Annotated in this window: 23 protein-coding genes; 17 read left to right on the forward strand and 6 right to left on the reverse strand. The window is 72.8% G+C overall.

The features are described from left to right. The first annotated feature begins 87 nt into the window (after positions 1-87). The 13 genes from SMD20_RS32930 (at position 88) to SMD20_RS32990 (ending at position 16558) form a co-directional block, all read left to right on the forward strand. On the forward strand, positions 88-1527 hold the full coding sequence (locus SMD20_RS32930) for a phosphatidylinositol-specific phospholipase C domain-containing protein (protein WP_329588790.1): 1440 nt from the start codon (positions 88-90) through the stop codon (positions 1525-1527). Positions 1528-1707: 180 nt separating this feature from the next. Then, on the forward strand, positions 1708-3375 hold the full coding sequence (locus SMD20_RS32935) for an ABC transporter substrate-binding protein (RefSeq protein ID WP_329588793.1): 1668 nt from the start codon (positions 1708-1710) through the stop codon (positions 3373-3375). 3 nt (positions 3376-3378) lie between these two features. Then, positions 3379-4389, forward strand: a complete 1011-nt coding sequence (locus tag SMD20_RS32940) for an ABC transporter permease (protein WP_329588794.1) — start codon at positions 3379-3381, stop codon at positions 4387-4389. Beyond that, on the forward strand, positions 4389-5252 hold the full coding sequence (locus SMD20_RS32945; RefSeq protein WP_329588796.1) for an ABC transporter permease: 864 nt from the start codon (positions 4389-4391) through the stop codon (positions 5250-5252). The genes SMD20_RS32940 and SMD20_RS32945 overlap by 1 nt, the downstream gene beginning before the upstream one ends. Continuing rightward, positions 5249-7027 (forward strand): ABC transporter ATP-binding protein, encoded by a 1779-nt coding sequence (locus SMD20_RS32950; protein ID WP_329588798.1) that lies wholly within the window; start codon positions 5249-5251, stop codon positions 7025-7027. The genes SMD20_RS32945 and SMD20_RS32950 overlap by 4 nt, the downstream gene beginning before the upstream one ends. Further along, complete coding sequence (locus SMD20_RS32955) at positions 7024-9087, forward strand: hydantoinase/oxoprolinase family protein (protein ID WP_329588801.1); 2064 nt, start codon at positions 7024-7026, stop codon at positions 9085-9087. The genes SMD20_RS32950 and SMD20_RS32955 overlap by 4 nt, the downstream gene beginning before the upstream one ends. Next, positions 9084-10781: a hydantoinase B/oxoprolinase family protein gene (locus SMD20_RS32960; protein WP_329588802.1), complete on the forward strand. Its 1698-nt coding sequence runs from the start codon at positions 9084-9086 to the stop codon at positions 10779-10781. Before SMD20_RS32955 ends, SMD20_RS32960 begins: the two co-directional genes overlap by 4 nt. Next, positions 10774-12462: a hydantoinase B/oxoprolinase family protein gene (locus SMD20_RS32965; RefSeq protein WP_329588804.1), complete on the forward strand. Its 1689-nt coding sequence runs from the start codon at positions 10774-10776 to the stop codon at positions 12460-12462. Before SMD20_RS32960 ends, SMD20_RS32965 begins: the two co-directional genes overlap by 8 nt. Further along, positions 12459-13694, forward strand: a complete 1236-nt coding sequence (locus SMD20_RS32970; protein ID WP_329588805.1) for an amidohydrolase family protein — start codon at positions 12459-12461, stop codon at positions 13692-13694. The genes SMD20_RS32965 and SMD20_RS32970 overlap by 4 nt, the downstream gene beginning before the upstream one ends. Further along, positions 13691-14089 (forward strand): nuclear transport factor 2 family protein, encoded by a 399-nt coding sequence (locus tag SMD20_RS32975; RefSeq protein WP_329588807.1) that lies wholly within the window; start codon positions 13691-13693, stop codon positions 14087-14089. Before SMD20_RS32970 ends, SMD20_RS32975 begins: the two co-directional genes overlap by 4 nt. Beyond that, on the forward strand, positions 14086-14418 hold the full coding sequence (locus SMD20_RS32980) for a TIGR04076 family protein (protein WP_329588809.1): 333 nt from the start codon (positions 14086-14088) through the stop codon (positions 14416-14418). The genes SMD20_RS32975 and SMD20_RS32980 overlap by 4 nt, the downstream gene beginning before the upstream one ends. Next, entirely contained in the window at positions 14415-15434 is a 1020-nt protein-coding gene (locus SMD20_RS32985; protein ID WP_329588811.1) for an LLM class flavin-dependent oxidoreductase, read from the forward strand. Before SMD20_RS32980 ends, SMD20_RS32985 begins: the two co-directional genes overlap by 4 nt. Further along, positions 15431-16558 (forward strand): alpha/beta hydrolase, encoded by a 1128-nt coding sequence (locus SMD20_RS32990; RefSeq protein WP_329588813.1) that lies wholly within the window; start codon positions 15431-15433, stop codon positions 16556-16558. Before SMD20_RS32985 ends, SMD20_RS32990 begins: the two co-directional genes overlap by 4 nt. On the opposite strand, the gene SMD20_RS32995 is transcribed toward SMD20_RS32990, so the two are convergent. Next, the gene (locus tag SMD20_RS32995; RefSeq protein WP_329588815.1) at positions 16542-16979 is read right to left on the reverse strand and encodes an Lrp/AsnC family transcriptional regulator; all 438 of its coding nucleotides are present in this window, start codon (positions 16977-16979) and stop codon (positions 16542-16544) included. The two genes, SMD20_RS32990 and SMD20_RS32995, sit on opposite strands and share 17 nt — an antisense overlap. A gap of 145 nt (positions 16980-17124) precedes the next feature. On the opposite strand from SMD20_RS32995, the gene SMD20_RS33000 reads away from it, so the two are divergent. Next, positions 17125-17937 carry a tryptophan 2,3-dioxygenase gene (locus SMD20_RS33000; protein ID WP_329588817.1) on the forward strand — a complete coding sequence of 271 codons (813 nt, stop codon included), beginning with the start codon at positions 17125-17127 and terminating at the stop codon, positions 17935-17937. 31 nt (positions 17938-17968) lie between these two features. Beyond that, positions 17969-19222 carry a kynureninase gene (gene kynU / locus SMD20_RS33005; protein ID WP_329588819.1) on the forward strand — a complete coding sequence of 418 codons (1254 nt, stop codon included), beginning with the start codon at positions 17969-17971 and terminating at the stop codon, positions 19220-19222. Here kynU and SMD20_RS33010 read toward each other — a convergent pair. The 4 genes from SMD20_RS33010 to SMD20_RS33025 form a co-directional block, all read right to left on the reverse strand. After that, on the reverse strand, positions 19219-19872 hold the full coding sequence (locus SMD20_RS33010) for a helix-turn-helix domain-containing protein (RefSeq protein WP_329588820.1): 654 nt from the start codon (positions 19870-19872) through the stop codon (positions 19219-19221). The genes kynU and SMD20_RS33010 overlap by 4 nt on opposite strands. Positions 19873-19905: 33 nt before the next feature. After that, entirely contained in the window at positions 19906-20334 is a 429-nt protein-coding gene (locus SMD20_RS33015; protein WP_329588822.1) for a WapI family immunity protein, read from the reverse strand. 19 nt (positions 20335-20353) lie between these two features. Next, the gene (locus SMD20_RS33020) at positions 20354-21163 is read right to left on the reverse strand and encodes a hypothetical protein (RefSeq protein ID WP_329588825.1); all 810 of its coding nucleotides are present in this window, start codon (positions 21161-21163) and stop codon (positions 20354-20356) included. Between the two features lie 324 nt (positions 21164-21487). After that, positions 21488-22351 (reverse strand): dioxygenase family protein, encoded by an 864-nt coding sequence (locus SMD20_RS33025; protein WP_329588827.1) that lies wholly within the window; start codon positions 22349-22351, stop codon positions 21488-21490. Between the two features lie 261 nt (positions 22352-22612). On the opposite strand from SMD20_RS33025, the gene SMD20_RS33030 reads away from it, so the two are divergent. Continuing rightward, a complete protein-coding gene (locus tag SMD20_RS33030) occupies positions 22613-23257 on the forward strand; it encodes a hypothetical protein (protein WP_329588829.1) in 645 nt (214 codons plus the stop codon). A gap of 118 nt (positions 23258-23375) precedes the next feature. Next, a complete protein-coding gene (locus SMD20_RS33035; RefSeq protein ID WP_329588831.1) occupies positions 23376-24467 on the forward strand; it encodes an NBR1-Ig-like domain-containing protein in 1092 nt (363 codons plus the stop codon). A gap of 45 nt (positions 24468-24512) precedes the next feature. Here the strand turns inward: SMD20_RS33035 and SMD20_RS33040 are convergent, their stop codons facing one another. Further along, complete coding sequence (locus SMD20_RS33040) at positions 24513-25463, reverse strand: SpoIID/LytB domain-containing protein (RefSeq protein WP_329588833.1); 951 nt, start codon at positions 25461-25463, stop codon at positions 24513-24515. Positions 25464-25478: the final 15 nt, after the last annotated feature.

Below are 25478 nucleotides of genomic sequence, written 5' to 3' on the forward strand. Positions count from 1 at the left end.
GGGCCGTGAGGGCCCGGAAAACAGGGGTTGGCGGCGACCTCAAGATCGTGTTGTCTGGAGGCACCCCGAGATCGCGAGGATCAGCCGATGCCCCAGCCGAGAGCCGCACTCCCCGCGCTCGCCGCGGCCGTGCTCGTGTCCGCCCTGGTGACCGCCGCTCCGGCCGGTGCGACCGTCAACAGCGCCGCGGACCTGCCTCTGACTTCGGCGGTCTTCGGCGCCACGCACAACAGCTACTCGGGCGACCTCGACGGCGCCAGGGGCTCGATCGTCCGCCAGCTCGACGAGGGCGTGCGCTTCATCGAGCTGGACATCCACGACAACGGCTACGCGAGCGCCCGCGACTACGCGATCGGCCACGACTCCCCGGGCGACGCCGTGGACCACACGGGCAATCCCGCCTCGAACCTCCTGCGCGACTGGCTCACCACGATCAACGCCTGGTCGGCGGCCCACCCCACCGCCGCGCCCATCACCGTCGCCCTCGACATCAAGGACGACCTGACCGACAACACCTCCTATGCCGCGGGCAACCTCGCCGCGCTCAACCAGGAGCTCACCGCCGTCTTCGGCGACCGGCTGCTGCGCGCGTCGGACCACCCGGCCGCCACGCCGACGGTGGACGCCTTACGTGGCCGCGTGCTCGTGCTGCTGTCCGGCAACGGCCGGACACGCACGCTCTACAAGCGCGACGCCGGCACGAGCCCCGCCGTCGCCATGAACGCCCGCGGCCAGGTCGTCGAGGTGCACGACTCGGGGTCGGGCGACCTGTGGTACTGGAGCGGCACGTACGGCCCCGACGGCACGGTGACCTGGCTGCGCCACGGCCGCTACGACAGCGGCGTGACCCCGGCCGTGGCGCTCAACGACGCCGGCGACCTGGTCGAGGTCCACCAGTCCCAGAGCGCGACCACGCTGTGGTACCGCGTCGGCCGCCTCGCCGCCGACGGCGAGATCACCTGGTCGGCGAGCCACCAGTACGACAACGGCGTCCTGCCCACCGTCCGCTTCACCGACGCCGCGGGCACCCGGCTGCAGGAGATCCACCGCAGCCAGAGCAACAGCCAGAACTGGACCTGGACCGGCGCCCTCGACGCCGCCGCGCGCACGGTCGCCTGGACCGGCAACGCGAAGACCTCCGACGCCCGCCCCGACAAGACCACCGCGGTCAGCGGCACGTCCCGGGTGCGCGTCTGGACCGGCGCCGACGGCCCGACCCCTGCCACGACCCTGCGCGTGGACACCGACCGCCGGGCCGGCGCGCGCGTCCGCTACCCGCAGGTCGCCTTCACCGAGTTCCAGCAGGGCGACAGCGCCGAGCTCCAGCAGGACGCGCTCTACTACGCCGCCCCCGCCACGCAGTCGTCGTTCATCGTCTCCGCCCGTCAGGCGGGGCGGCTGGCCCGTGGCTGGGACTTCGACTCGGCGTCCCGGGCGACCGACCCGCTCGCCAATTACCCGGCGACGAACCGCCCGTACGACACGTGGTACCGGAACCTGCTCACGCAGGCGGGGGCCGTTCGCTGAACAGGGTTCGGCATGTTTCACCTGGGTGAAATTATCTGAACAGCCTTGTCCTTTATGCCCGCTTAGCGGTAGAACAGCAGGCAACCAGCAGGGCTTTAGCCGGTGAACCGGTTTCGTGATGCGTTCATGAACGGAACGCCTGACTGAACATGCCGTCCCTTCCGTCCCCCAGGAGGACACATGGCCGGATTCCCGCGCCTGGACGCCGCCACGTCTTCGCCGCTGTCGCGCAGGTCGGCGCTGCGCCTCGGGGGCAGCGTGGCGCTGCTGTTCGCGGCCGGCTGCGCCGCCGGGACCAAGGCGGGCGGCGAGGCCCGGCCGTCGGGCACGGCGTCGGACACAGGGTCCGGCGGTGGAACGCTCCGCATCGCGGTGAGCAGCTACATCAGCAGCTGGGACCAGGACTTCGTGGGCTTCGACCTCACCGCGTTGATGCTCTACAAGAACGTCTTCCCGTACCTGATCGACTACGGCGTCAAGGACGTCGGCGGCTCGCAGATCCTCGACAGCGAGAACATCGCCCCCACCTTCGCCGAGTCGTTCGAGCCGGACGCCGACAACAAGGTCTGGACGCTCAAGCTGCGCAAGGGCGTGAAGTTCGCCAGCGGCAACGAGATGACCGCCGCCGACGTCAAGTGGTCGAAGGACCGCGCGTTCGCCGCCCAGGCCAACGTCGCCGGCGTCTACCGGCTGATCGGGCTCACCAAGGCCGACCAGGTCAAGGTGGTGGACGACTACACCGTGGAGTTCCACCAGGCGTTCCCGAGCGCGCTCACCCGCCAGATCCAGGCCATCTCCCTCTACGTCTTCGACTCCGCCGAGGCCAAGAAGCACGCCACCGACGCCGACCCCTGGGCCAAGGAGTGGTTCGCCAAGAACCCGCCCACAGGCGGCTACTTCAACGTCGCCAAGGCCGTCCAGGGCCAGGAGATCGAGCTCGCCGCGAACACCGGCTACCCCGGCCCCGACCCGGCCAAGCTGAGCACGATCCGCCTCACCGTGGTCCCCGCCGCCGCCAACCAGCGCCTGCAGCTCCAGGCCGGCGACGTGGACCTCGCCCTCGGCATGAGCCGGCGCGACATCGCCGACCTCAAGAACGCCCAGGGCATCAAGGTCATCTCGGCGCCGAGCAACAACCAGGTCGCCATCCAGATGTCGGTCACCTCCGCGCCCTTCGACGACGTCAAGGTCCGCCGGGCGCTGGCCTGCGCGGTGCCGTACGAGCAGATCATCGCCAACGTCTACGGCGGCGACGCCCGCCCGGCGAAGAGCCTGGTGCCGCTGGACATGCCGGGCTACGCCGAGACCGGCTACCCCTACGCCTACGACCTGGACAAGGCCAAGTCCCTGCTGGCCGAGGCCGGCAAGCCGGCGATCAGCTCCGAGCTGGTCTTCGAGGCCGACAACGGCGAGCAGCAGCAGATCGCGGTGCTCGTGCAGAGCGAGGCGAGGAAGGCCGGCATCGAGCTCAAGCTCGTCCCGCTGGACCCGGCCACGCTCGGCGAGCGCCGGGGCAAGAAGAACATCCCGCTGCAGCTCACGGCCGGGCAGCTCTGGGTCAACGACGTCGAGTACATGCTCGGCACCAGCTTCACCAAGGGCGCCAGCCTCAACTACTCCAACTACGTCAACGACGAGATCGAGGAGATCTTCGAGAAGTCGCACACCACGGTCGAGGACGCCGACCGGCTCAAGCTGTGGGCCCGGGTGCAGGAGATCCTCGCCGAGGACGTGCCCTGGGCGATCATCTGCCAGCCGAACTTCACCCTCCCGGTGAGGGAGAAGGTCGCCGGCTGGGTGCAGCCCATGGACGGCCTGGCCCGCCTGCGCTACCTGAGCGGGGTCTGACCCGTGCGGATCGCCCGGTTCACCGCCCGGCGCCTGCTCCAGGCGGTGCCCGTGCTGCTCGGCGTCATCGTGGTGACGTTCGTGCTGGTCCGCGTGCTGCCGGGCGATCCGATCCGCACCATTCTCGGCCCCAACGCGACCGAGGCCGACGCGGCGGCGGCCCGCGCCCGCTACGGGCTGGACCAGCCCCTGTGGCGGCAGTTCCTCGACTACGTGGGCGGCCTGTTCAGCGGCGACCTCGGCACCTCCATCCAGAGCGGCGCGTCCGTGGCGGGCGAGATGGCGGTCCGCGTCGGGCCGACGATGGAGCTCGTCGTGCTCGCCGTGGTGATCGCCACGCTGCTCGCCACCGCGCTCGGCATCTGGTCGGCGCGGCGGGCCGGCCGGGCCGGTGACCACACGCTGCGGGTGCTCGCCCTGGTGGGCAACTCGCTGCCGGAGTTCTGGCTCGGCCTGGTGCTGATCCTGCTGGCGTACAGCGTTCTCGGCTGGGTGCCCGCGCCGAGCGGCCGGGTCGATCCGGACACCGACCTGACCCTGATCACCGGGGCGGACCTGCTGGACGCGGCGCTCACCGGCAACGGCCCGGCGTTCGCCTCGGCCGCCGGGCACCTCGTGCTGCCGGTGCTGACCATGGTCGTCGTCATCGTCGCGCCGCTGCTGCGCAGCGTGCGGGCCTCGGCGCTGGAGGTGCTGGGGTCGGAGGCGTACCAGGCGGCGGCCGCGCACGGCCTGTCCGCGCGGACGCTGCTGCGCGGCTACCTCACCCGGGCCGCGCTGGTGCGGCTGCCCGCGCTCGCGGCGCTCGTGTTCGGCTTCGCGATCGGCTCGACGGTGCTGGTCGAGTACGTCTTCTCCTGGCAGGGCTTCGGGCAGTGGGCGCTGCGCGGCCTGCTGTACCGGGACTACCCGGTGGTGCAGGCGTCCGTCGTGGTGATCGCGCTCTGCTACACGCTGATCTTCCTGATCGCCGACGTGGTGCACGCCGTGCTCGATCCGAGAGTGAGGATCTGATGGCCGACCTGACCACCGCGGCCGACGCCGGCCCGCCGCGCGCCGCCGCGGACCGCCGCTTCGCGACCACGCTGATCAGGGCGGGATCGGCGCTTCTCGGCCTGGTCGCGCTGGCCGTGCTGATCGGCCCGCTGCTGGTCCGCTGGGGCCCCGAGGAGATCGACCCGGCGGCCTCGCTGGCGCCGCCCGGCGGGGCGCACCCGCTGGGCACGGACGTCAACGGCATGGACATCCTCAGCCGGGTGCTGTACGCGGGCCGCCTCGACCTGGGCGTGGCGATCGCCTCCGTGGCCCTCGCCGTGATGCTCGGCACCGCGCTCGGGCTGCTCGCCGGCTACCGCGGCGGGCGGGTGGACGACGTGCTCATGCGCGTCCTGGACGTCTTCCAGGCGTTCCCCGCGTTCATCCTGGCGCTCGCGGTCGCGGCCCTGCTCGGCGGCGGCGCGGGCAACCTGATCCTGGTGGTCGCCCTGGTCAACGCCCCCGCCTACGCCCGGCTGGTACGGGCCGAGGTGCGCACGGTGCGCGAGCTGCCGTTCGTGGAGGCGTCGCGGACCGCGGGCGCGTCCGGGTTCGGCACCCTGTGGCGGCACGTGCTGCCCAACAGCCTCACCCCGGTCCGCGTCATCGCGCCGCTGAACTGCGGCTGGGCCATGCTGACCCTCGCCGGGCTGTCCTTCCTCGGCCTCGGCGTCACCGTGCCGGCCGCCGAGTGGGGAGCCATGATCAGTCTCGGCACGTCGGACGTGGTCGCGGGACGCTGGTGGACCTCGGTGCCACCCGGCCTGTTCCTGCTGGTCAGCGTGCTCGGGTTCAGCCTGCTCGGCGAGGGGCTGCAGGAGCGGGCGGGGGTCGTACGGTGAGCCTGCTCGACATCAGGGGCCTGCGGGTCACCATCGGCGACGTCCAGGCGCTCAAGGGCGTGGACCTCACGGTCGGCCGCGGCGAGGTCGTCGGCCTCGTGGGGGAGAGCGGCGGCGGCAAGAGCATGATCGCCCGCTCGATCGTCGGCCTCCTGCCGGGCGCGGCCCGCGCCACCGGCGAGGTCCGGTTCGACGGCGCGGACGTGCTGACGATGGACGCCGCCGCGCTCGCGGCGCACCGGGGCGGCGGGGCGGCGATCTGCTTCCAGAACCCGCGCGGCGCGCTCAGCCCGACCCGTTCCATCGGCCGCCAGCTCACCGACCGCCTGACCACGCACCAGGGCGTGGCCGCCGCCGAGGCCCGTACGGCGGCGGTCGCCCTGTTCGAGAGCGTCGGCATCCGGTCGGCGGCCCGGCGCTTCGACCACTACCCGCACGAGCTGTCCGGCGGCCAGGCCCAGCGCGTCATGATCTCCCTCGCCACCGGCTGCGCCCCCGGCCTGCTCATCGCCGACGAGCCCACGACCGGCCTCGACGTCACCCTCACCCGCGAGATCCTGCGGCGCTTCCGCGAGGCGGCCGACGAGGAGGGCAGAGGCGTGCTGCTGATCTCCCACGACCTCGCCTCCATCGCCCGCGTCTGCGACCGGCTGGTGGTGCTGAACGCGGGCGAGGTCGTCGAGCACGGCCCGGCCGCCGACGTCCTGGCCGCCCCCGCCGACCCCTACACCCGCGCGCTGCTGGCCGCCGTCCCCGACGTCACCAGACCGGTCGCCCGCACTGCCGCCACCCCTGGCGACGAGGTGGTGCGGATCGAGGACGCCCACGTCGTGTACGGCAGCCGCTTCGGCTCCGGCGGCCACCACGCGCTGCGCGGCGTCAGCCTGAGCGTGCGCGCCGGGGAGACGGTCGGCGTCGTCGGCGAGAGCGGCAGCGGCAAGAGCACCCTGGCCCGCCTCATGCTCGGCCTGATCGCCCCGTCGCGCGGCACGGTCACCCTGTCCGGGCGCGAGCCGTCCCGCCTGCGCGGCCGGGAGCTGCGCGACCTGCGGCGGCGGGCCCAGCTCGTCTTCCAGGACCCGATCGGCTCGCTCAGCCCGCGCCGCACCGTCGCCGACGCGGTGGCCGAGCCGCTGCGCGCCGCCGGGGTCAAGGCGCCCGAACGGGCCCGCCGGGTCACGGCGGCGCTGGAGCGCATGGGCCTCGACGGCACGTACGCGACCCGGCGCCCGCACGAGCTGTCCGGCGGCCAGGCGCAGCGCGTCGGCATCGCGCGGGCGCTGGCCGGCGAGCCCGACCTCGTCGTCTTCGACGAGCCCACCTCCGCCCTCGACGTGACCGTGCAGGCGCAGATCCTCAAGGTGATCGGCGAGGTGACGGCCGAGCGGGGCCGCGGCTCGGTGTTCATCTCGCACGACCTCGCCACCGTGCGCGGGGTCTGCGACCGGGTCGTGGTGCTCTACCTCGGGCGGATCGTCGAGGAAGGGCCGGTCGAGGAGGTCTTCGCGCGGCCCCGGCATCCGTACACGAAGGCGCTGCTCGCCGCCGCCCCCACCCTCGCCGGGCGGGCGGACGGCGCCGGCGTGAGCCTGACCAAGGACCCCGAGGAGGCCGTCCCCGGCGCGGGCTGCGCGCTCGCGCCGCGCTGCCCGTACGCGGAGGACGCCTGCCGCGCCGAGGAGCAGGAGCTGCGGGCCCTCGGCCCGGTCAGCGTCGCCTGCCGCCGCGCCCACGAGCTCCCGGACCCGCCGGATCGAGAAGGACCAGAGAGGTGACGCATCCCATGCCCGCGATCAGGCTGGCCGTCGACATCGGCGGAACGTTCGTCGACGCCATGGAGCTGGACACGCGCACCCACGCGGTCCGCTTCCGCAAGTCCCCGACGACGCCCGCCCGCCCCTGGGAAGGGGTGCTCGCCGCCGTCGGCCTGCTCGGCACCGACCCGGCGGAGGTGGAGCTGTTCATCCACGGCACCACGCTCGGGCTGAACGCGGTGCTGGAGCGGCGCGGCGAGCCCACCGGCATCATCGCCAACGCGGGCTTCCGCGACATCTTCCTGCTGGGACGCGGCAACGTGCCCGCCGACCACATGTACGACTTCCAGTACCAGCGCCCCGAGAGCCTGGTCCGCCGCGCCGCCACGATCGGCGTGCGCGGACGGCTCGACTACAAGGGCCGCGTGGTGGAGGAGCTGGACCCCGACGACGTGCGGGAGGCGGCCAGGATCCTCGTGGAGGAGCAGGGGGTGCGCACGATCGCCGTGTGCTTCCTGCACTCCTACCTCAACCCGGAGCACGAGCGGCGCGCGGCCGAGCTGGTACGGGAGGCGTACCCGGAGGTCACCGTGTCGGTGTCCACGGACATCGTGCGGGAGTACCGCGAGTACGAGCGCACCAGCACCACCGTGCTCGACGCCTACATCCGCCCCATCTTCGAGCGCTACGTGGACCGCCTGGAGTCCGGCCTCGCCGACGACGGCTTCGCCGGCCGGTTCCTCATCATGCGCTCCGGCGGCGGGTCGATGACCTCGGCGGTGGCGAAGACCTCGCCCATGCACACCGTGCTGTCCGGCCCGGCCGGGGGGATCGCCGGGGCCGCGTACGTGGCCGCCGCGCTCGGCAGGGACAACCTGCTGACCTTCGACATCGGCGGCACCTCGCTGGACACCTGCGTGATCGAGCGGGGCCAGGCCGTGGCGGCGTACGAGGCCAAGCTGGAGCAGTTCCCGCTGCTCATCCCCGCCTACGACATTCGCACCATCGGCGCGGGCGGCGGCTCGATCGCCTACCTGGACCGGGGCCTGCTCAAGGTCGGCCCGCAGAGCGCGGGCGCCGTCCCCGGCCCGGTCTGCTACGGCCGGGGCGGCGACCGGCCGACGGTCACCGACGCCGCCGTCGCCCTCGGCTACGTGGACCCCGACCGGTTCCTCGGCGGCGACATGCGCCTGCACGACGAGGCGGCCAGGGACGCGCTGCGCGAGCAGATCGCCGAGCCGCTCGGCCTCGGCGTCGAGGCGGCCGCGGCGGGCGTCTTCGACGTGCTGCTGGCCAAGACGGTCGGCGCGGTGCGGCAGATCACCGTGGAGCGGGGGCACGACCCGCGGGTGTTCTCGCTGCTGGCGTTCGGCGGCGCGGGGCCGCTGCTGGCTCCGCTGCTCGCCCGCGAGATGGGCATTCCCGAGGTGATCGTCCCGTTCGCGCCGTCGGGGTTCTCCGCGTGGGGCATGCTGACGGCCGACATCGTGGACGACGTGTCGCGTACGGTCATGACGACGCTGGACGACGCCGACCTCGACGCGCTGGAGGCGGTGTTCGCCGAGGCGGGGTCGGCCGCGGCGGCCTCGCTGGCCGCGCAGGCGATCCCCGCCGGGCAGGCCGTGCTCGAACGCGCCATGGAGGTGCGCTACCTCGGCCAGGAGCACTCGCTGACCGTCCCCGTCGGCCGTGACCTGCGGCCGGACGCGGTGCGGGCGGCGTTCGAGGAGCTGCACCACGCCCGGTACGGGCACGTCATGGACAACCGGCTGCAGATCCTCAACCTGCGGGTGCGCGGCATCGGCCGCATCGACAAGCCGGAGCTGCCCGCGTACGAGCCGGGCGACGGCGACCCGGCGCGGGCCCGCATCGGCTCGCGCGACGCCTTCGACTTCGGCGCCCGCGAGGTGACGGCCTTCGCCGTGTACGACCGGGCCAAGCTGGAGCCCGGCGACACCCTGGACGGCCCCGCCCTGATCGACGAGGGCACCTCCACCACGGTCGTGCACTCCGGGCAGCGCGTCCAGGTGAACCCCTTCGGCCACCTGCTGGTCACCCTCACCCCGGAGGTGCGCTCATGAGCGAGGCGAACGTGCGGCTGGACGGTGCGACGGCCGAGGTGGTGCGCAGCTACCTGCTGGCGGCGGCCGAGGAGATGCGCGCCACCCTGATCCGCACCTCGTTCAACCCGGTCATCTACGAGGTGCACGACTTCGGCCTGTCGATGTACGACGCCGACCTGCGCCTGATCGCCGAGGCGACCGGGCTGACGTTCTTCCTCGGCGCGAACGACTTCTCCCTCGCCAAGGGCGTCGAGTACGTGGGCAGGGAGAACCTGCACCGCGGCGATGTGGTGCTGCTGAACTACCCGTACTGGAACGCGGCCCACGCCTACGACGCGACGCTGTTCGCGCCGGTGTTCCAGCCGGACCCGGCGGACGAGGCGGCCGACGGGACGCTGGTCGGCTTCCTGTGCGTACGGGCCCACTGGATGGACCTGGGAGCCAAGGACCCCGGCTACGTTCTGGACTCGACGGACATGCACCAGGAAGGGCTGATCTTTCCTGGGACGAAGGTGTTCTCCCGTGGCGAGCCCGTCCGCGACATCCACGAGCTGATCCGCTTCAACTCCCGCATGCCGGACCTGGTCATCGGCGACCTGCACGCCCAGGTCGCCGCCCTCCGCACCGGCGAACGCCGGCTGCTGGAGATCATCGACAAGTTCGGCCGGCCCACCGTGGACGCCGCCGTGCAGCGCATGATCGAGGACGGCGAGGCCCGCACCCGCGCCGCGCTCGCCGCGCTGCCGCACGGCACCTGGACCGCCGAGGACTGGGTGGACGACGACGGCATCACCGAGGACCCGGTGAAGATGCGGGTCACCGTCACGGTCGCGGACGACCGGTTCACCGTCGATTTCGCCGGCTCCGCGCAGGCCACGCCCGGCCCGATCAACATGCCCTTCGGCGCCACCGTCGCCCTCTGCAAGGTCATACTCAAGTCGCTGACCTCGCCCGACGAGCCGTCCAACCACGGCACGACGGTCCCGCTGGAGGTGCTGGCCGAGCCCGGCACGCTGTTCCACGCCGTCTACCCGCAGCCCACGTTCACGCTGTGGACCGGCATCGTGGCGGTGGAGCTCATCCTGAAGGCGCTGGCGCAGGGCATGCCGGAGCGGCTGCCCGCCTCGTCCGGCGGCGACGTGCCCGGTTTCATGATGGTCGGCACGCACCCGGACACCGGCCAGCTCTTCGCGGTCAGCAACAACGACCTGGTCGGCTGGGGCGCCACGCCGGAGCACGACGGCATGAACGCGGCCACCCACGTCTCCGGCAGCGCCGGGCGGAGCACCCCGATCGAGGTGCTGGAGGCGCGGACGGGGATGTTCTTCGAGCGGCTGGAGCTGCGTACGGACTCGGGCGGCGCGGGCCGTCACCGGGGCGGCGTCGGGTTGCGGCGGGACATCCGGTTCACGACGCCGGGTGAGTTCCTGTCGGTCATCAAGAAGACCCGGTCGCGGCCCTGGGCGCTGGACGGCGGTCTGGAGCCGGACCCGAACCAGGTGATCGTCTTCCCCGGCACGGACCGGGAGGCCCGGGTCAGCACCAAGCGGGTGAAGGTCGAGCCCGGCGACCGGGTGACGCTGCTGACGGCGGGCGGCGGCGGGCACGGCGACCCGCGCGGGCGCGACCCCGAGGCGGTGCGCCATGACGTCGCCGAGGGCTACGTCTCACCGGAGGCCGCCCGCGACATCTACGGCGTGGACGATGCCTGATCTCACGCTGCCTGACCACGGGCTGGACGGCGCGACCGCCGAGGTCGTGCGCTGCCACCTGGTCGCGGTCGCCGAGGAGATGCGGGCCACGCTGGAACGCACCGCCTTCAACCCCGTCATCTACGAGGTGCGCGACTACGGCATCTCGGTCTACGACACCGAGCTGCGGCTGATCGCCGAGGCCACCGGGCTGAGCCGGTTCCTCGGCGCCAACGACCACTCCATCCGCAAGGGCGTGGAGTACGTGGGCCGCGACAACCTGCACCCCGGCGACGTGGTGCTGCTGAACTACCCGTACTGGAACGCGGCCCATTCCTACGACGCCACGCTGTTCGCCCCGGTGCACGGGGAGTCGGGGTTGCTGGGCTTCGTGTGCGTACGGGCCCACTGGATGGACCTGGGGGCCAAGGACCCCGGCTACGTCCTGGACTCGACGGACATGCACCAGGAAGGGCTGATCTTTCCTGGGACGAAGGTGTTCTCCCGTGGCGAGCCCGTCCGCGACATCCACGAGCTGATCCGGTTCAACTCCCGCATGCCGGACCTGGTCATCGGCGACCTGCACGCCCAGGTCGCCGCCCTGCGCACCGGCGAGCGCCGCCTCGCCGAGTTGCACGCCCGCTACGGCACCCCTCTCGTCGAGGCCGCCGTGGACCGGGCCGTCGAGGCCGCCGCCCGCTCGGCCGCCGACGCTGTGGCCGCGCTGCCCCAGGGCACCTGGACCGCCGAGGACTGGCTGGACGACGACGGCGTCACCGACGAGCCGGTGAGGATGCGGGTGACCGTCACGGTCGCCGACGGGCGGTTCACCGTCGACTTCGCCGGCTCCTCCGGGATGACGCGCGGGCCGGTCAACCTGCCGCTCGGCGCCACCATCGCCACCTGCCGCATCGCGTTCAAGGCGATCACCACCCCCTGGGAGCAGACCAACGCGGGCCACTTCGCGCCGCTGGAGGTGCGCGCCGAGCCCGGCACGCTGTTCCACGCGGTCTATCCAGCGGCCACGTTCACGCAGTGGACGGGCACGGTCGCGCTGGAGCTGATCTACAAGGCGCTGGCGCAGGGCATGCCGGACCGGCTGCCCGCCTCGTCCGGCGGCGACGTGCCCGGCTTCATGATGGTCGGCACGCACCCGGACACCGGGCGGCTCTTCGCCGTCAGCAACAACGACGCCGTGGGCTGGGGCGGCACGCCCGCCCACGACGGCATCGGACCGGCCAACCACCCGGCCCAGACGCAGGCCCGCAACACGCCCGTCGAGGTGCTGGAGGCGTGGACGGGGATGTTCTTCGAGCGGCTGGAGCTGCGTACGGACTCGGGCGGCGCGGGCCGTCACCGGGGCGGCGTCGGCTTGCGGCGGGACATCCGTTTCACCACGCCGGGCGAGTTCCTGTCGGTGATCAAGAAGACCCGGTCGCGGCCCTGGGCGCTGGACGGCGGTCTGGAGCCGGACCCGAACCAGGTGATCGTCTTCCCCGGCACGGACCGGGAGGCCAGGGTCAGCACCAAGCGGGTCAAGGTCGAGCCCGGCGACCGGGTGACGCTGCTGACGGCCGGAGGCGGCGGGCACGGCGACCCGCGCGAACGCGACCCCGAGGCGGTGCGCCGCGACGTCGCCGAGGGCTACGTCTCGCCCGAGGCCGCCCGCGACATCTACGGCTTGCTGGAAGGAGCGCAATGAACACGGTCGTCATCACCGGCTGCACCGTGGCCGACGGCCGGGCGGCCACGGGCGCGAGCCCCGTACCCGACGCCGGAATCCTCGTCCGGGGCGAGCGCATCGTGGACGTGGGCCGCCGCGAGGACGTCCTCGCCGCCGCCGGCGCCGTGCCCGGCGAGGTCGTCCACCTCGACCTCGGCGGCGCGTACGTCACCCCCGGCCTGGTCAACATGCACACCCACCTGTCCCTGTCCCTCCCCGGCACCGCCGGCGACCAGGTCAAGGACATGAACCCGCACGAGCTGGCCCTCTACATGGCCGACGGCGCCCGCCGCACCCTCGACTGCGGCGTCACCACCGTGCGCTGCGTGGCCGAGAAGGACCACGCCGACTTCGCGCTGCGCCGCGCCATCGAGGCCGGCCGGGTGCCCGGCCCCCGCATCTTCACCGCAGGGCGGGCGCTCGTCTGCACCGGCGGGCACGGCCACGAGGGCACCGACACCCTGGAGTGCGACGGCGCCGACGGCCTGCGGCGCGGCGTGCGCTCCCAGATCAAGGCCGGGGCCGACCTCATCAAGGTCATGATCTCCGGCGGCATCGCCGGGCGGCACGAGTCCATCGACACGCCCCAGCTCTTCGCCGACGAGATGGCCGCGGTCATCGAGACCGCGCACGCCTGGGGCCGCAAGGTCACCGCCCACGCCGGGCCCGCCGCCGTGATCGCCCAGGCCGTGGCGCTCGGCCTCGACTGCGTGGAGCACGGCTACCAGCTCACCCCCGAGGTCGCCGCCCAGATGGCCGAGCGCGGCACCGCGCTGGTGCCCACCCTGCTCGTCACCCGCTGCAAGGAGTTCTTCGACGAGCTGGGCGTGCCGGAGTGGATGCAGTGCCGCTCGCTCAACGCCGGGCCCGAGCATCTGGAGAGCTTCGCCACCGCCGTCGCCGCCGGGGTGGAGGTGCTGCTCGGCAGCGACATGCCGCCGTTCTGGGGGTTCGAGGGCACCAACGCGACCGCACGCGAGCTGGAGCACATGGCCGAGGTCATCGGCCCCGCCCGCGCCCTGTACGCGGCCACCCTCGGCCCCGCCCGCTGGCTGCGCGCCGAGGCGGACATCGGCACCGTCGAGCCCGGCCGCTACGCCGACCTCGTCGCGATGGACGAGGACCCGCTGGCGTCGGCGTCGGCGTACCGGGGCGTCCGCTGGGTGATGAAGGGCGGCCAGGTCGTCCGCTCGGAAAGGAAAGCAGCATGACCCTGGTCCAGGGCGCCGCCGCGGCCATCGCCGCCGCGATCGACGACATGTACGCCGCGTTCGTCGCCGGCGACCGCGCCCGCTTCGACTCCCATCTGCACCCCGACGTGACCACCTGGGAGACCCACCTCCCCGGCCCGCTGCGCACCCGCGCCGAGCTGGACGCCTACCGCGACGCCCGCGACGGCGCCGGCCGCCGCCCGGTCATGGACACGCTCACCGCCCGCGACAAGCGCATCGACGTCTGGGGCGAGGTCGGCGTGGCCAGGTACGTCCTGGTCGCCGAGCCGCACGGCGCGCCCGCCCAGCACACCAGGGTCACCGACGTGCTCCGGCACACGCGGGGCCGCTGGCTGATCGCCCACCACCACGCCGAGCTGGTGGGGGAGCCGTGACCGGCACGGGTCCCGAGCCGGACATGGAGCTGTACGACCTGCGGGTCACCGTCGACGCCATCGAGGGCCGCTCGGTCTGCGGCATGGCCGTCGGCGACTACTTCGAGCTGGAGAACAGCGCCCACCTGCGGCTGCCGGAGGGCCGGCACTTCTGCGTGTGGGCGCTCGCCAGCGTCCTGCCGTTCCTCGCGGCCAAGCAGCGCGACCTCGGGGCGGGCGACTGGCTGGAGCGGGACACCCTGTTCTGCTGCCCGGACCCGGAGGAGCGGCTGACGATGCGGGTCGAGCGGGTCCGGCGCCGTCCGATGAACTCGGCGGACCTGACATGAGCGGGCCCGGGGACTTCGAGATCGGCATCGGCCTGCAGAGCGACAAGCAGGCCGGGGACTACGCCCGGCTCGGGCGGCTCGCCGAGGAGAACGGCATCGACGTGGTGTCGGTGTTCGGCGACCTGATGTACCAGCCGCCGATCTTCCCGCTGCTGGAGATCGCCGCCGCCACCTCGCGGGTGCGGCTCGGGCCGGCCTGCCTCAACCCGTACTCGATGGCGCCGTACGAGATAGCCGGCCAGCTCGCCGCGCTCGACCTCGCCTCCGACGGGCGGGCGTACCTGGGGCTGGCCCGGGGGACGTGGCTGGGCGAGGTCGGGATCGCGCAGCCGCGCCCGCTCACCGCGCTGGCCGAGTGCGCCGAGGTCGTGCGGCGGCTGCTCGCGGGCGACACGTCCGGCTTCGCGGGCGAGCTGTTCAGTCTCGCGCCAGGCACGGCCCTGCGCTATCCCGTGCGGCGGGCCCGGCCGCCGCTGCTCATCGGCGCCTGGGGGCCGCGCGGCGCGGCGCTCGCCGGGCGGGTCGCCGACGAGATCAAGGTCGGCGGGAGCGCCAATCCGGCGATGGTGCCGGTCGTGCGCGAGCGGCTGCGCCCGGGGGCCGAGGAGGCGGGGCGGTCCGTGGACGACGTCGGGATCGTGCTCGGCGCGGTCACCGTCGTCGCCGCCGACGGCGTCGCCGCCCGCGCGAAGGCCCGCAGGGAGGTCGCCATGTACCTGGCGGTCGTGGCCGAGCTGGACCCCACGGCCGAGGTGCCCGCCGACCTGCTCGCGCGGGTCAAGGCCGAGGTCGCGGCCGGGCGGGACGACGCGGCGGGCCGGCTGATCCCGGACGACCTGCTGGACCTGTTCGCGTTCTCCGGCACCCCCGAGCAGGTGGCGGCGCAGGCGCGGCGGCTGATCGACGCGGGGGTGCGGCGGGTCGAGTTCGGCACCCCGCACGGGCTCACCGACGATGAGGGGGTCCTGCTCATCGCCACGGAGGTCGCGCCGATGCTGAGAAAGGCGGCACCATGACCGACCCGACGTCCGATCGCCCGCCGGCCGCCGTGACCGTGCTCGTCGCGGCCGGGCTCGCGGCGGATCGTGAGCTGCTGGCGGAGCTGGCGGGGCGCGAGTTCGCCGCGCTCGGGGTCGCCGGGCGGCTGGTCGAGCCCCCGGACGTCGCGTCCTTCGCGACCGCGCTGGACGCCGCCGGGGCCGGTCCGAAGCACGCCGTCGTCGCCCTGCCCGGCGCCGATCCCGAGGTGCGCGCCCTGATGGAGCCGTCGCGGCCGTACCGCGAGCGGCTGGTCTGGCTGGACCTGGCGAGGACCGGCCCGCACCCGGCCGGCGGCGCCCTCCACCTGTACGGCCGCGGCGTCAACGGTCTCACCTGGGCCATCAGGGCCGCGGCGCATCGGGTGACGCACCGCCCGCGCCGCGTCACCTACGGCCCCCACCCCGACCAGTACGCCGAGTTGCTCCTGCCGGACGCGCGGCCCGCGCCGGTCGCGATGCTGCTGCACGGCGGCTTCTACCGGACGCGCTGGGCCGCCGACCTCATGGACGCGCTCGCCGCCGACCTGGCCGCGCGCGGGTTCGCCGCCTGGAACGTGGAGTACCGCCGCCCGGACCGGCACGGCTGGGACGCCACCGTGTCGGACGTCGCCGCCGCGTACGCCGCACTCCAGACCCTCGGCGCGGACATCGACCAGGACCGCGTCGCGGTGATCGGCCATTCGGCGGGCGGCCAGCTCGTGCTGCGCCTGGCCGCCGACCTGTGGGCGGCCGGGCGGGGCCCGGCGCTCGCCGTCTCCCTGGCCGGCCTGGTGGACCTGGTGGAGTGCGACCGCCGCGACCTGAGCGGCGGCGCGACGGCCCTGGCGCTCGGCGGCGGGTCCGCCGAGATCCCCGAGGTGTACGCGGCCTCCAGCCCGCTCGCCCGGCTCCCGCTGGGCGGCCCGCAGCTCGTCGTCCAGGGCGCAGGCGACGACCCGGACCTCGTGGACTTCAACCGCCGCTACGCCCGCGCCGCGACCGGCGACCCGGTCACCTACCTGGAGGCCCCGGGCGACCACTTCTCGGTGATCGACCCGGCCGCCCCCATCTGGGCGGAGACCGCCGCCTGCGTCGAGGAGGCGCTCAGGCCAGCGGGGTGACCGGCCGCCACGCCACGGGGCTGGACAGCACCATCGTGCTCGACGGCCGCCCGTAGTGGGACAGCCCGTCGATCAGCCGCTCGAAGTGCGCCATCGAGTCGAGCGCGACCACGAGGAGGCAGCAGGTGTCCCCGGTGACCCGGTACACCTGGACGATCTCGGGCTGGGCCAGCACCTCCTCATGGCGCAGCACGCAGCGGGCTCCGTAGCAGTCCATCCGGATCAGCGCCCGCACCGTGCGGCCGGCCCGGCCGAGGTCCACGTGGGCGTGGTAGCCCGAGATCACCCCGGTCTCCTCCAGCCGCCGTACGCGCTCGGCCACGGCCGGGGCGGACAGGTGCACCCGCCGCGACAGCTCGCTGTAGGAGAGCCGGGCGTCGGCCTGCAGCTCGCCGAGGATCGCCCAGTCCATCACGTCCATGGCACCCACCCGTCACTCTCGGCAGCGGCGAAAGGCAAACCGGAGATCGCCTTTCGAACGTAAACCCATCCTGCCTCATCACCTTCGTTCGGCTATTTCAGCATAGTTCGTCCTGAGTGAACATTGAGGTGAACGAGGAGGAGTGATGGAAGCCCCGAGACTGCGCTTCGCGAACGCCACCCCTTACGACGAGTACATCGGCACCGCCGTCCTGCGCGAGCTGCCCGGCCCGCGCACCGCCGAGCCGGAAGAGCCCGCCTTCCTGGTCACCACGCAGGTCATGGAGCTGTACTTCGGCCTGGTGCGCACCGAGCTGCGCCTGGCGACCGAGCTGCTCGGCGGGCCCGAGCTGGCCCCCGCGACCGCCGTGATCGGGCGCGCCGCGGCGTACCTGGACGTGGTGAACGCGGCCTGGCGGCCGCTGAACCGGCTCACGCCGCGCCAGTTCAACGCCTTCCGGCCGGCGCTCGGCGAGGGCTCGGGATTCCAGTCGGCGCTCTACCGCGAGGTGGAGTTCCTGCTGGGGGACAAGAACCCGTCCCTCGTCCAGGTCCACCGCGGCGACCCCGAGGCCCACGGCGAGCTGCTGGCGGCCCTGCGCGCGCCCAGCCTGTACGACGCCGCCCTGTCCGCCCTGGCCTGCCGCGGGCACGACGTCCCCGAGGCCGTGCTCACGCGCGACCCGGCGCAGCCGTACGAGCCCGATCCCCGGGTGGAGAAGGCGTGGTCCCGCGTGTACGCCGAGGAGGGCCCCGGCGACGAGCTCTGGGAGCTGGGCGAGGCGCTGACCGACCTCGCCGAGAACTTCATGGCGTGGCGGACCCGCCACCTGGTGGTGGTCCGGCGCGCGATGGGCGCGAAGATGGGCACGGGCGGGTCGAGCGGCGCGAGCTGGCTGGAGCGGTCGCTGCGCCGCGAGATCTTCCCCGAGCTCTGGTCGGCCCGCACCCTGGTCTGACGTGCCGACACCCTGGCCTGATGGAGAACCCGTGAACACCCACCCCGAGCAGGACGCCCTGGCCGCCGACGCCGCCGACCCCGGCCGCCGCGCGGAGTTCCTGATCCCGCCGGCCCCGGCCGGCGGCCCCTACCCGGAGACCGCCTACTTCGCCGGCAACTCCCTGGGCCTCCAGCCGAAGGACGCCGCCGCGGCCGTCCAGGCCGAGCTGGCCGAGTGGTCCGGCCAGGCCGTCGAGGCGTGGTTCGCCGCCGAACGGCCGTGGGTGACCTACCCGGCGCTGCTCCGCGAGGACATGGCCGCCCTGGTGGGCGCGCGTCCCGAGGAGACCGTGGTCATGAACGCCCTCACGGTCAACCTGCACCTGCTGATGGCCACGTTCTACCGCCCGGCGGGAGAGCGCGTCCGGATCGTCATCGAGGACACCGCCTTCCCGTCCGACTCCTACGCGGTCGCCGGGCAGGCCGCCTGGCACGGACTGGACCCGGCGCGCACGGTCGTCCGGCTGCCCGCCGCCGACGTCCCCGCGTACCTGGCGGCTGAAGGCGGCAAGGTCGCCCTGGTCCTGCTCGGCGGGATCAACTACCTCACGGGCGAGCTGCTGGACATCCCCGGCATCACCGCCGCCGCGCACGAGGCGGGAGCCGTGGCCGGCTGGGACCTCGCGCACGCCGCGGGGAACGTCCCCCTCTCCCTGCACGACTGGAACGCCGACTTCGCGGTCTGGTGCACCTACAAGTACCTCAACGGCGGTCCCGGAGCGCCAGGCGCCTGCTTCGTGCACGCCCGCCACCTGACCGGCGGCGCGGACCCCGCACTGCCGCGGCTGACCGGCTGGTGGGGCACCGACGAGCGGGTCCGCTTCGAGATGCGCCCCGACCGCGACCACGTGCCCGCCGCCGACGCCTGGCAGGTCTCCACGCCGCCCATCCTCGGCCTGGCCGCGCTGCGCGCCGCGCTCGCCGTGCACGCCAAGGCCGGGATGGCCGAGCTCGCCGCCCGCAGCCGCCGGCTCACCGGCTACCTGGAGTCGCTGCTCGCCCCGATGAACGGCGGCCCGATCGAGCTGATCACGCCGTCCGACCCGGCGCGGCGCGGCGCCCAGCTCTCGGTGCGGGTGGCCGCCGGCGACGCGGCCGGGCTGGCCGGACGGCTGCACGCCCGGCACGGGGTGCTCGCCGACGTGCGCAACCCGGACGTGATCCGCTTCGCCCCGGTGCCGTTGTACTCGACGTACCACGACTGCTGGCGGGCCGCCCGGGCCCTCGCCGCCGAGTCGGTCTAGAAGAGCCGCGGGGTGACCACCGACACCACGGTGGTCACCTGGTCGGTGTCGTTGTACATGCTGTGCGGCACCGTCGAGCGCAGATGCACGCTGTCGCCGGGGTAGAGCCGGTGCTCCACCCCGTCCACCTCGTACAGCAGCTCGCCGCTCAGCACGTACGCGAACTCCTCGCCGGCGTGCCCGTACGCGGGCTCCCGCCGCCCGCCCGGCGCGATGTGCACCAGCAGCGGCTCCAGCACCAGGCTCGGGCCGCGCGCGGACAACATCCGGTACGTCTGCGCGCCGGACACGTACTCGGTGGCCGCCGTCTCCGCCCGGGTGAGCGTGAAATGGGTCGGCAGCCGGTCGGCGTCGCGCCCCGGCTGACGGCCGGGGGAGTCGTCGAAGAACTCCGATACGCCCCGTTCGAGCGCCGCCGCGACGCTGTTCAGCGCCACCAGCCCGATCGTCGAGATCCCGCGCTCCACCTGGGAGAGGAACCCGATCGACAGTCCCGACCTGGACGCCAGGTCGCGGAGCGTCATCCCGCGCTCCTTGCGGAACTCGCGCATCCGCGCGCCCACGAGCTCCTGCCGGGGCTCGTCCGCGCGCCGGTCCTCCGACGCCGCCACCGGGACCTCCATGTCAGTCGGGGGGTTGTTCAGCAGCATGAACATATTTCACGCAACGTCCCCCGGCCAAACTCACAGCGGGAACCGTTCCTCGACGGCTACAAGCGCCGCGACGAGCGGCGGCAGGTCCGTCTGGTCCAGGCCGTCGATCTCGAACGTGAGGGCGTTCCCGAACGAGGGATCGTCGCGCACCGTCCCGGACACCGCCAAGGACCCCGTTGGGCGGCAAGCGACGGAAAGCTCGACCCAGTGCTCAAGGGAGGACAGGACGGCCTTCCCTCCGACCCGCTCGTGCACGCGCTCCAGCTCCGTACGGAAGCCGCGCAGCTCGTGCACGCGGAGCCGCGCGTCGAGGTCGGCGGTGAAGCCGCCGGCGCGCACGTGGATGGGGGTGCGCAGCCAGCTCGCGTCCCAGGGGTCGACGCTGCCGGGGAACGAGCGGCCGAGGACCGGGATCAGCAGGTGGTCGGACTCCCGGCTGCGGCCGATCACGATGTCCACGGGGACATCGTAGGCGGGGTCACTCGGCCGTGGTCGCGTGCCAGACGACGTAGGAGATCGTGAGCGGCGCGTCGCTGTTCGCGGGGATGACGGGGAACCTGATGCCGACCAGGTTGCCTTCGGCGGTACGGGCGCAGGCCCAGGCGCCGGGCCTCATCCTGCCCAGCTCCACCTGGTCGTAGTCCCGGGCGGCCAGGGCCTGCGCGCAGGCGTCGGCGTCCGGGCGGGCGTCGACGGGCGTGATCGGGTATTCGCCGCCGCCGGCCGTCCACAGCGAGCGGTAGGGGCTGACGTACCAGAGGTCGCTCACGCCGGGCACGACCGTGCCGATGCGGCCGGACTCGACGTCGAGGTAGTCCTGGTCGCGCAGCGTCGCCTCCGCCTCGCGGATCTTCCCCCCGGCGGAGGGCGAGGAAGAGGGGGAGGCGGAGGGAGTCGGCGTTGGCGTGGGCCGGGGCGGCGTGGTGGCCGGGTCCGCGGCGACGCCCGCGGCCTGCGGAGGAGGATCGGCGGTCGCGTCGGCGTAGTAGCGCTGCGCCATCGCGCCCACCAGCCCGGAGCCCACGGCGATCAGCGCGACCATGACCAGGGCCCGCACGCGTACGGGCCGCCCGTAGAGCTGGATCAGCCCCAGCGTCCCGGTGAGCACCGACAGCAGGCCGGCGACCATCACCCCCTGCCGGGACTCGGTGGTGAGCAGTTGCGCGACCGCCGCCACGTCGGCGACCGACCCGAGCCCCGCCAGCGCGGTGGCCCGGCGGACGGCGCCGCGCCCGGACTCGCCGTCCTGATCTCCCGAAGGGTGCGCCAGCCTCTCCGTGGTGTCCACCCACGACCTCCGTACGCCGGAATCCGTGCCCGTTGAAAGGCGGACCACAGTGTCGCATGAAAGGGGCCGGATCCGATATACGAAGAAGTTAGTAGTGCCTTTCCTTCGCCATTCCTGTTCGGCCTGCGGAACGGCGGCCCGTTGCCCCGCACTGCGGTTATGAAGTGGCCCCCGACCACCAGAAAGTCGCCATGAACCTCCCGAAAACCGGCGATTCCCCCAAATACGGAATAACTCCCCGTGAAATGGCGGTCCTGGCGCTTCTCGACGAGGGGCTGACCCCACACGCCATCGGCAGCAGGCTCCGGAGCACGGCCGAGGCCGTCAGGCCAGGCGGAAGGTGAACTCCACCCGCCGCCACGGCCCCGGCCGCCCGTCGGGCGCGGGTCCGTCCTGCTCGGCGAAGGGCACGATGATGGGCTCCTTCACGCCGAACACGGCGTCGGAGTCGAGAAAGTCGCCGCCCTCGACGAAGAGCTGGGTGACCAGCGTGCGCCGCCCGGGGGCCGCGATCATGAAATGCAGGTGCGGGGCGCGCATCGAGTGGCGTCCGGCGGCGGCCAGCAGCTCGCCCACCGGCCCGTCGTCGGGGATCGGGTACGGCGCCGGCAGGATCGTCCAGAACCTCAGCCGCCCGCCGGCGTCGGTGCGCAGCCGCCCCCGCAGCACCGGCCCTTCCTGGTCCGGGAGCTGGACGTCGTAGTAGCCGTCCTTGTTCGCCTGCCACACGTCCACCACGGCGTCGGCGACGGGGACCCCGGCGGTGTCGGTGACCGTGACGTCCGCCAGGACCCGCTCGCCGTCGAGGCCGCCGGAAATGTCGGCGCCCTGCGGCAGCTCCGGCGGGCCCTCGACGTAGAAGGGGCCGAGCACGGCCGACGGCGTGGCCCCTTCGGCACGGGCGTTGCCGAGGATGTCGACCAGGCTGCTCACGCCGAGGACGTCCGAGAGCAGGATGAACTCCTGACGGACGTCGCTGGTGATGTGCCCGGCCCGGGTGAGGAAGCCGATCGCGTGACGCCACTCCTCGTCGGTGACGTCGTTCTCGCGTACGAAGGCGTGCAGGTGGGAGACGAGGCCCCGGGCGAGCGTACGCAGCCGCTCCGGCGCGCCGTCGAAGCTCGCCAGCACGCTCCGCGTGAGCTCGTCCGCCGCCTGCTCGACCGCCGGGTCAGGGGTCGTGATCATCGTGGTCCTCCGATCAATCTCGTACGTCGTGAGCGGCCCGCGCCGGCCTCGGTCAGTCGCGGGTGCGGGGCGTACTTCTCCAAACCGGACCGGCACTGCGACGACTACTGGTGGCGCTACTTTCCCACGCCGGACCGGCGAACGCTGGTACAGCGCCACCCCTGACATGTCGTACAAGTCGGTCGAAGAGGTCGTCCGGCCCCTGATCATCGCCGTCGCCCTGACCTGCCCGCCATGGACAAATGCGGGCTGAGTCGTACGATGAGTGCCTTCGTGCCGATGGAGGGGGTTTTCATGAGCATGCAACCAGAGGGCGGGCCGGGCGGTTTAAAACCGTTCAAAAGCATCCCGGCGGGCTGCACCGAATTCGTCGGTGATTCTCCGGCCATACGGAAAGAGCTGGCCGCGGCCGTCACCGAGATGCTGCAGTATCACAAGTCTCACCCCAGCGCCGACAATCCCGTCTACCAGAACTGCAAGGACGAACTGACGGAGATCAAGGAGATGCTGACGAAGTCGTATCTCGTGCCCGCGGGGAAGCTCCTTTCCCTGGTCACGAAGCATGACGGCAGGATTCAGGGCATCGCCGTGGTGAGCAAACTCGTGGATTCGCTCAGAATCGACCAGGCGTCCGTCGCGCCGTGGAACATCATCCGCCCGGCGGTCAACGAGGCCGCCGCGCCGAACCCGTTCCAAGGGGTCGGCTGGCAGATGGTGGATGTCGCGCTCACGTACAGCGGGGTGGTGGACCTGACCGCCGCGACCGACCAGTCCGCGGACAGCTTCACCAAGATGGGTTTCCGCACCCCTGAGGACGCGCCGCTGAAAGGCGGCAGCTTCGGGGTGTTGAAAGGGGAGCGGGCCGTAGCCTTCAAACAGAAAGTGGCGAACTTCCGCGACAAGTGAGGCGGGATTTCGTAACAAAACCGACGAGCATCCGCGGTTCGTGAATAGCGCCGGCCGGCGTTCGTGCTGATACCGGTTCGGGTTGAGGGCGGACCGTGGGTGCTGTTACCTTCGCACGGTGGACGACAGGCGTGCACGGGCGGAGGCGATCGAGGGCTTCGCGGCGATCTTGCGAGAATTGCGCAACGCTGTCGGCAACCCGCCTTACCGGGAGATGTCCGGACGGTCAGGGGCGATTTCCCACACCACGCTCCACGAGGCCACGAAAGGCAATCGGCTCCCTAGCTGGGAGACCACCGTCGAGTTCGTCAAGGCGTGCGACGCCGATCCGGCCGCCTACCGCGACCGTTGGGAGCAGGCGAACCGGGTGGTCAGATCGGCGAGCGCCGGGGAGCCCGCGCCGCGCGCCGACATGCCGCTGGAGCGGCCGTCCGACATCTCGGCGGAGCAGCCGTCCGACGGAGCGGAGCAGCCGTCCGACGGGCTCGTGGCCGCGGCCGGCCCCGGTGCTCAGCGGCTCGCCCTCGCGTCGCAGGCGCCCCCATCCGCGGACGCCGCCCCGCCGCCTCCCGCGTCCCCGTCCCCGTCCCCGTCCCCGGACGACGTCCCACCGCCCCCTCCCGCGCCGCCGGCCGGCAAGGGGCGATCCCGGCCCGCCCGCGTTGCCGCCTTGGCGGCGGCAGTGGTCGTCGTCGCCGGGGCGGTGGCCGTCGTCGTGACCGTGCTCAACAACGGCGCCGCGACCGACCACCCCGGCCCTGCCCCGACCGGGCCGGGGCAGTCGGCCGCCGCGCTGTCCCCGGCCGACTGCCCGGTACGCTCGACCAACCCGCCCTGGGCCCCGCCCCTGCACCCGGGCGACGCGGCCCAGTTCGTCGAGGACGTCACGCTTCCCGACTGCGCGCGCGTCGACGCCGGCAAGACCGTGACCAAGGTGTGGCGGCTCAAGAACTCCGGGACCGTGCCGTGGACGGGTTATTCGCTGCGCCGCCTCGACTTCGCGCAGCAGGCCGACCAGTGCCAGACCATCTCGGACGTGCCGATCAAGGACACGCCGCCCGGCGCGACGGTAGACGTCGAGACCGTCGTCACCACGCCCAGGAAGCCGGGCCTGTGTTACGTGCGGTTCAAGATGGTGGACGCCTCGGGGGCGATCCTGTTCCCGGGAAGCCGGCCGATCAACTTCCAGATCATCGTCGACGCACGCTAGTTCCCCGCCACGCTGCACGCGACGGGGAACCAGGGGGACGGCGGCTCAGGAGCCGAGCGTGATCCCCGTGTAGTAGTGCTGGAGGATCCTGGAGTGGCTCCAGCCCGCGTTGGCCTTGTCGCGGGAGCCGTACTGCGACATCCAGTCGCCGTCGACCCAGTTGCCGCACGCCGTCGTCGTGGAGCAGTACTGCGCCCGGAAGATCTTCCCGCTCCGGGTCAGCCGGGTGCCCCAGGTCGCGTCCACCGCGGCGCTCGTCGCCGCCTTGGCCGAGCCGGGCTTGTACACCTGGCTGGACGTGTGGTCGTAGACGTCGAAGCACTCACCGCTCGGCGTCTTGCGGTTGGAGTGCAGCGCCCAGTACCAGCCGAAGTTCTTCACGGCGAGCGCCCCGGCCCTGAGCGACTCGGCCGGCCAGCTCGACACCCACTCGTTGGGCAGGACGTTCTTGACGTAGGTCTTGAAGTCCACCCGCTCCACGCGATCCAGGGACTTGCGGTACACGAGGATCGTCGTGGGCAGCTTGGTGTCCGTGCCGTCGGTCTTGCACCCGGTCGGCGACGTGGAGCTCAGGAACTGGTGCGAGGCGTTCTGGTTCTTCAGCGTGGCGTTCAGGTTGGCTTTCGCGCCGGGGGCCAAGTCCTGGTAGCTGCCGGCGTAGCCGGTGTTGAAGTAGACGCGGACCGTCTTGCCGCTGCGGTTCCAGGCGGAGGCGGCGGAGTTCTTGATGCAGGTGCCCTTGCCTGCTCCGGCCCCCTTGAAGTCGTAGCAGGTGGGCTGGGTGGTGCTGTAGTCCGGGATGGATCCGGTGAAGTCGGAGACCGACCCCTGGTGGTTGCTGTTGAAGTAGTAGCAGAACTCGCCGGTGTCGCAGACACCGTCGCGGCTCGCGGCGGCGGCGGGGGAGGCGGCGGTGGTGAGGACCGCCCCGCCGACCGCCATCGCGGCCGTCGCCGCGGCGAGCCGTGGGAGCAGGCGGACCGTTCGTACGGACACGTTGTCTTCCTCTTC

It is taken from the genome of Nonomuraea sp. LP-02 (assembly GCF_036289125.1).
Lineage (GTDB): Bacteria > Actinomycetota > Actinomycetes > Streptosporangiales > Streptosporangiaceae > Nonomuraea > Nonomuraea bangladeshensis.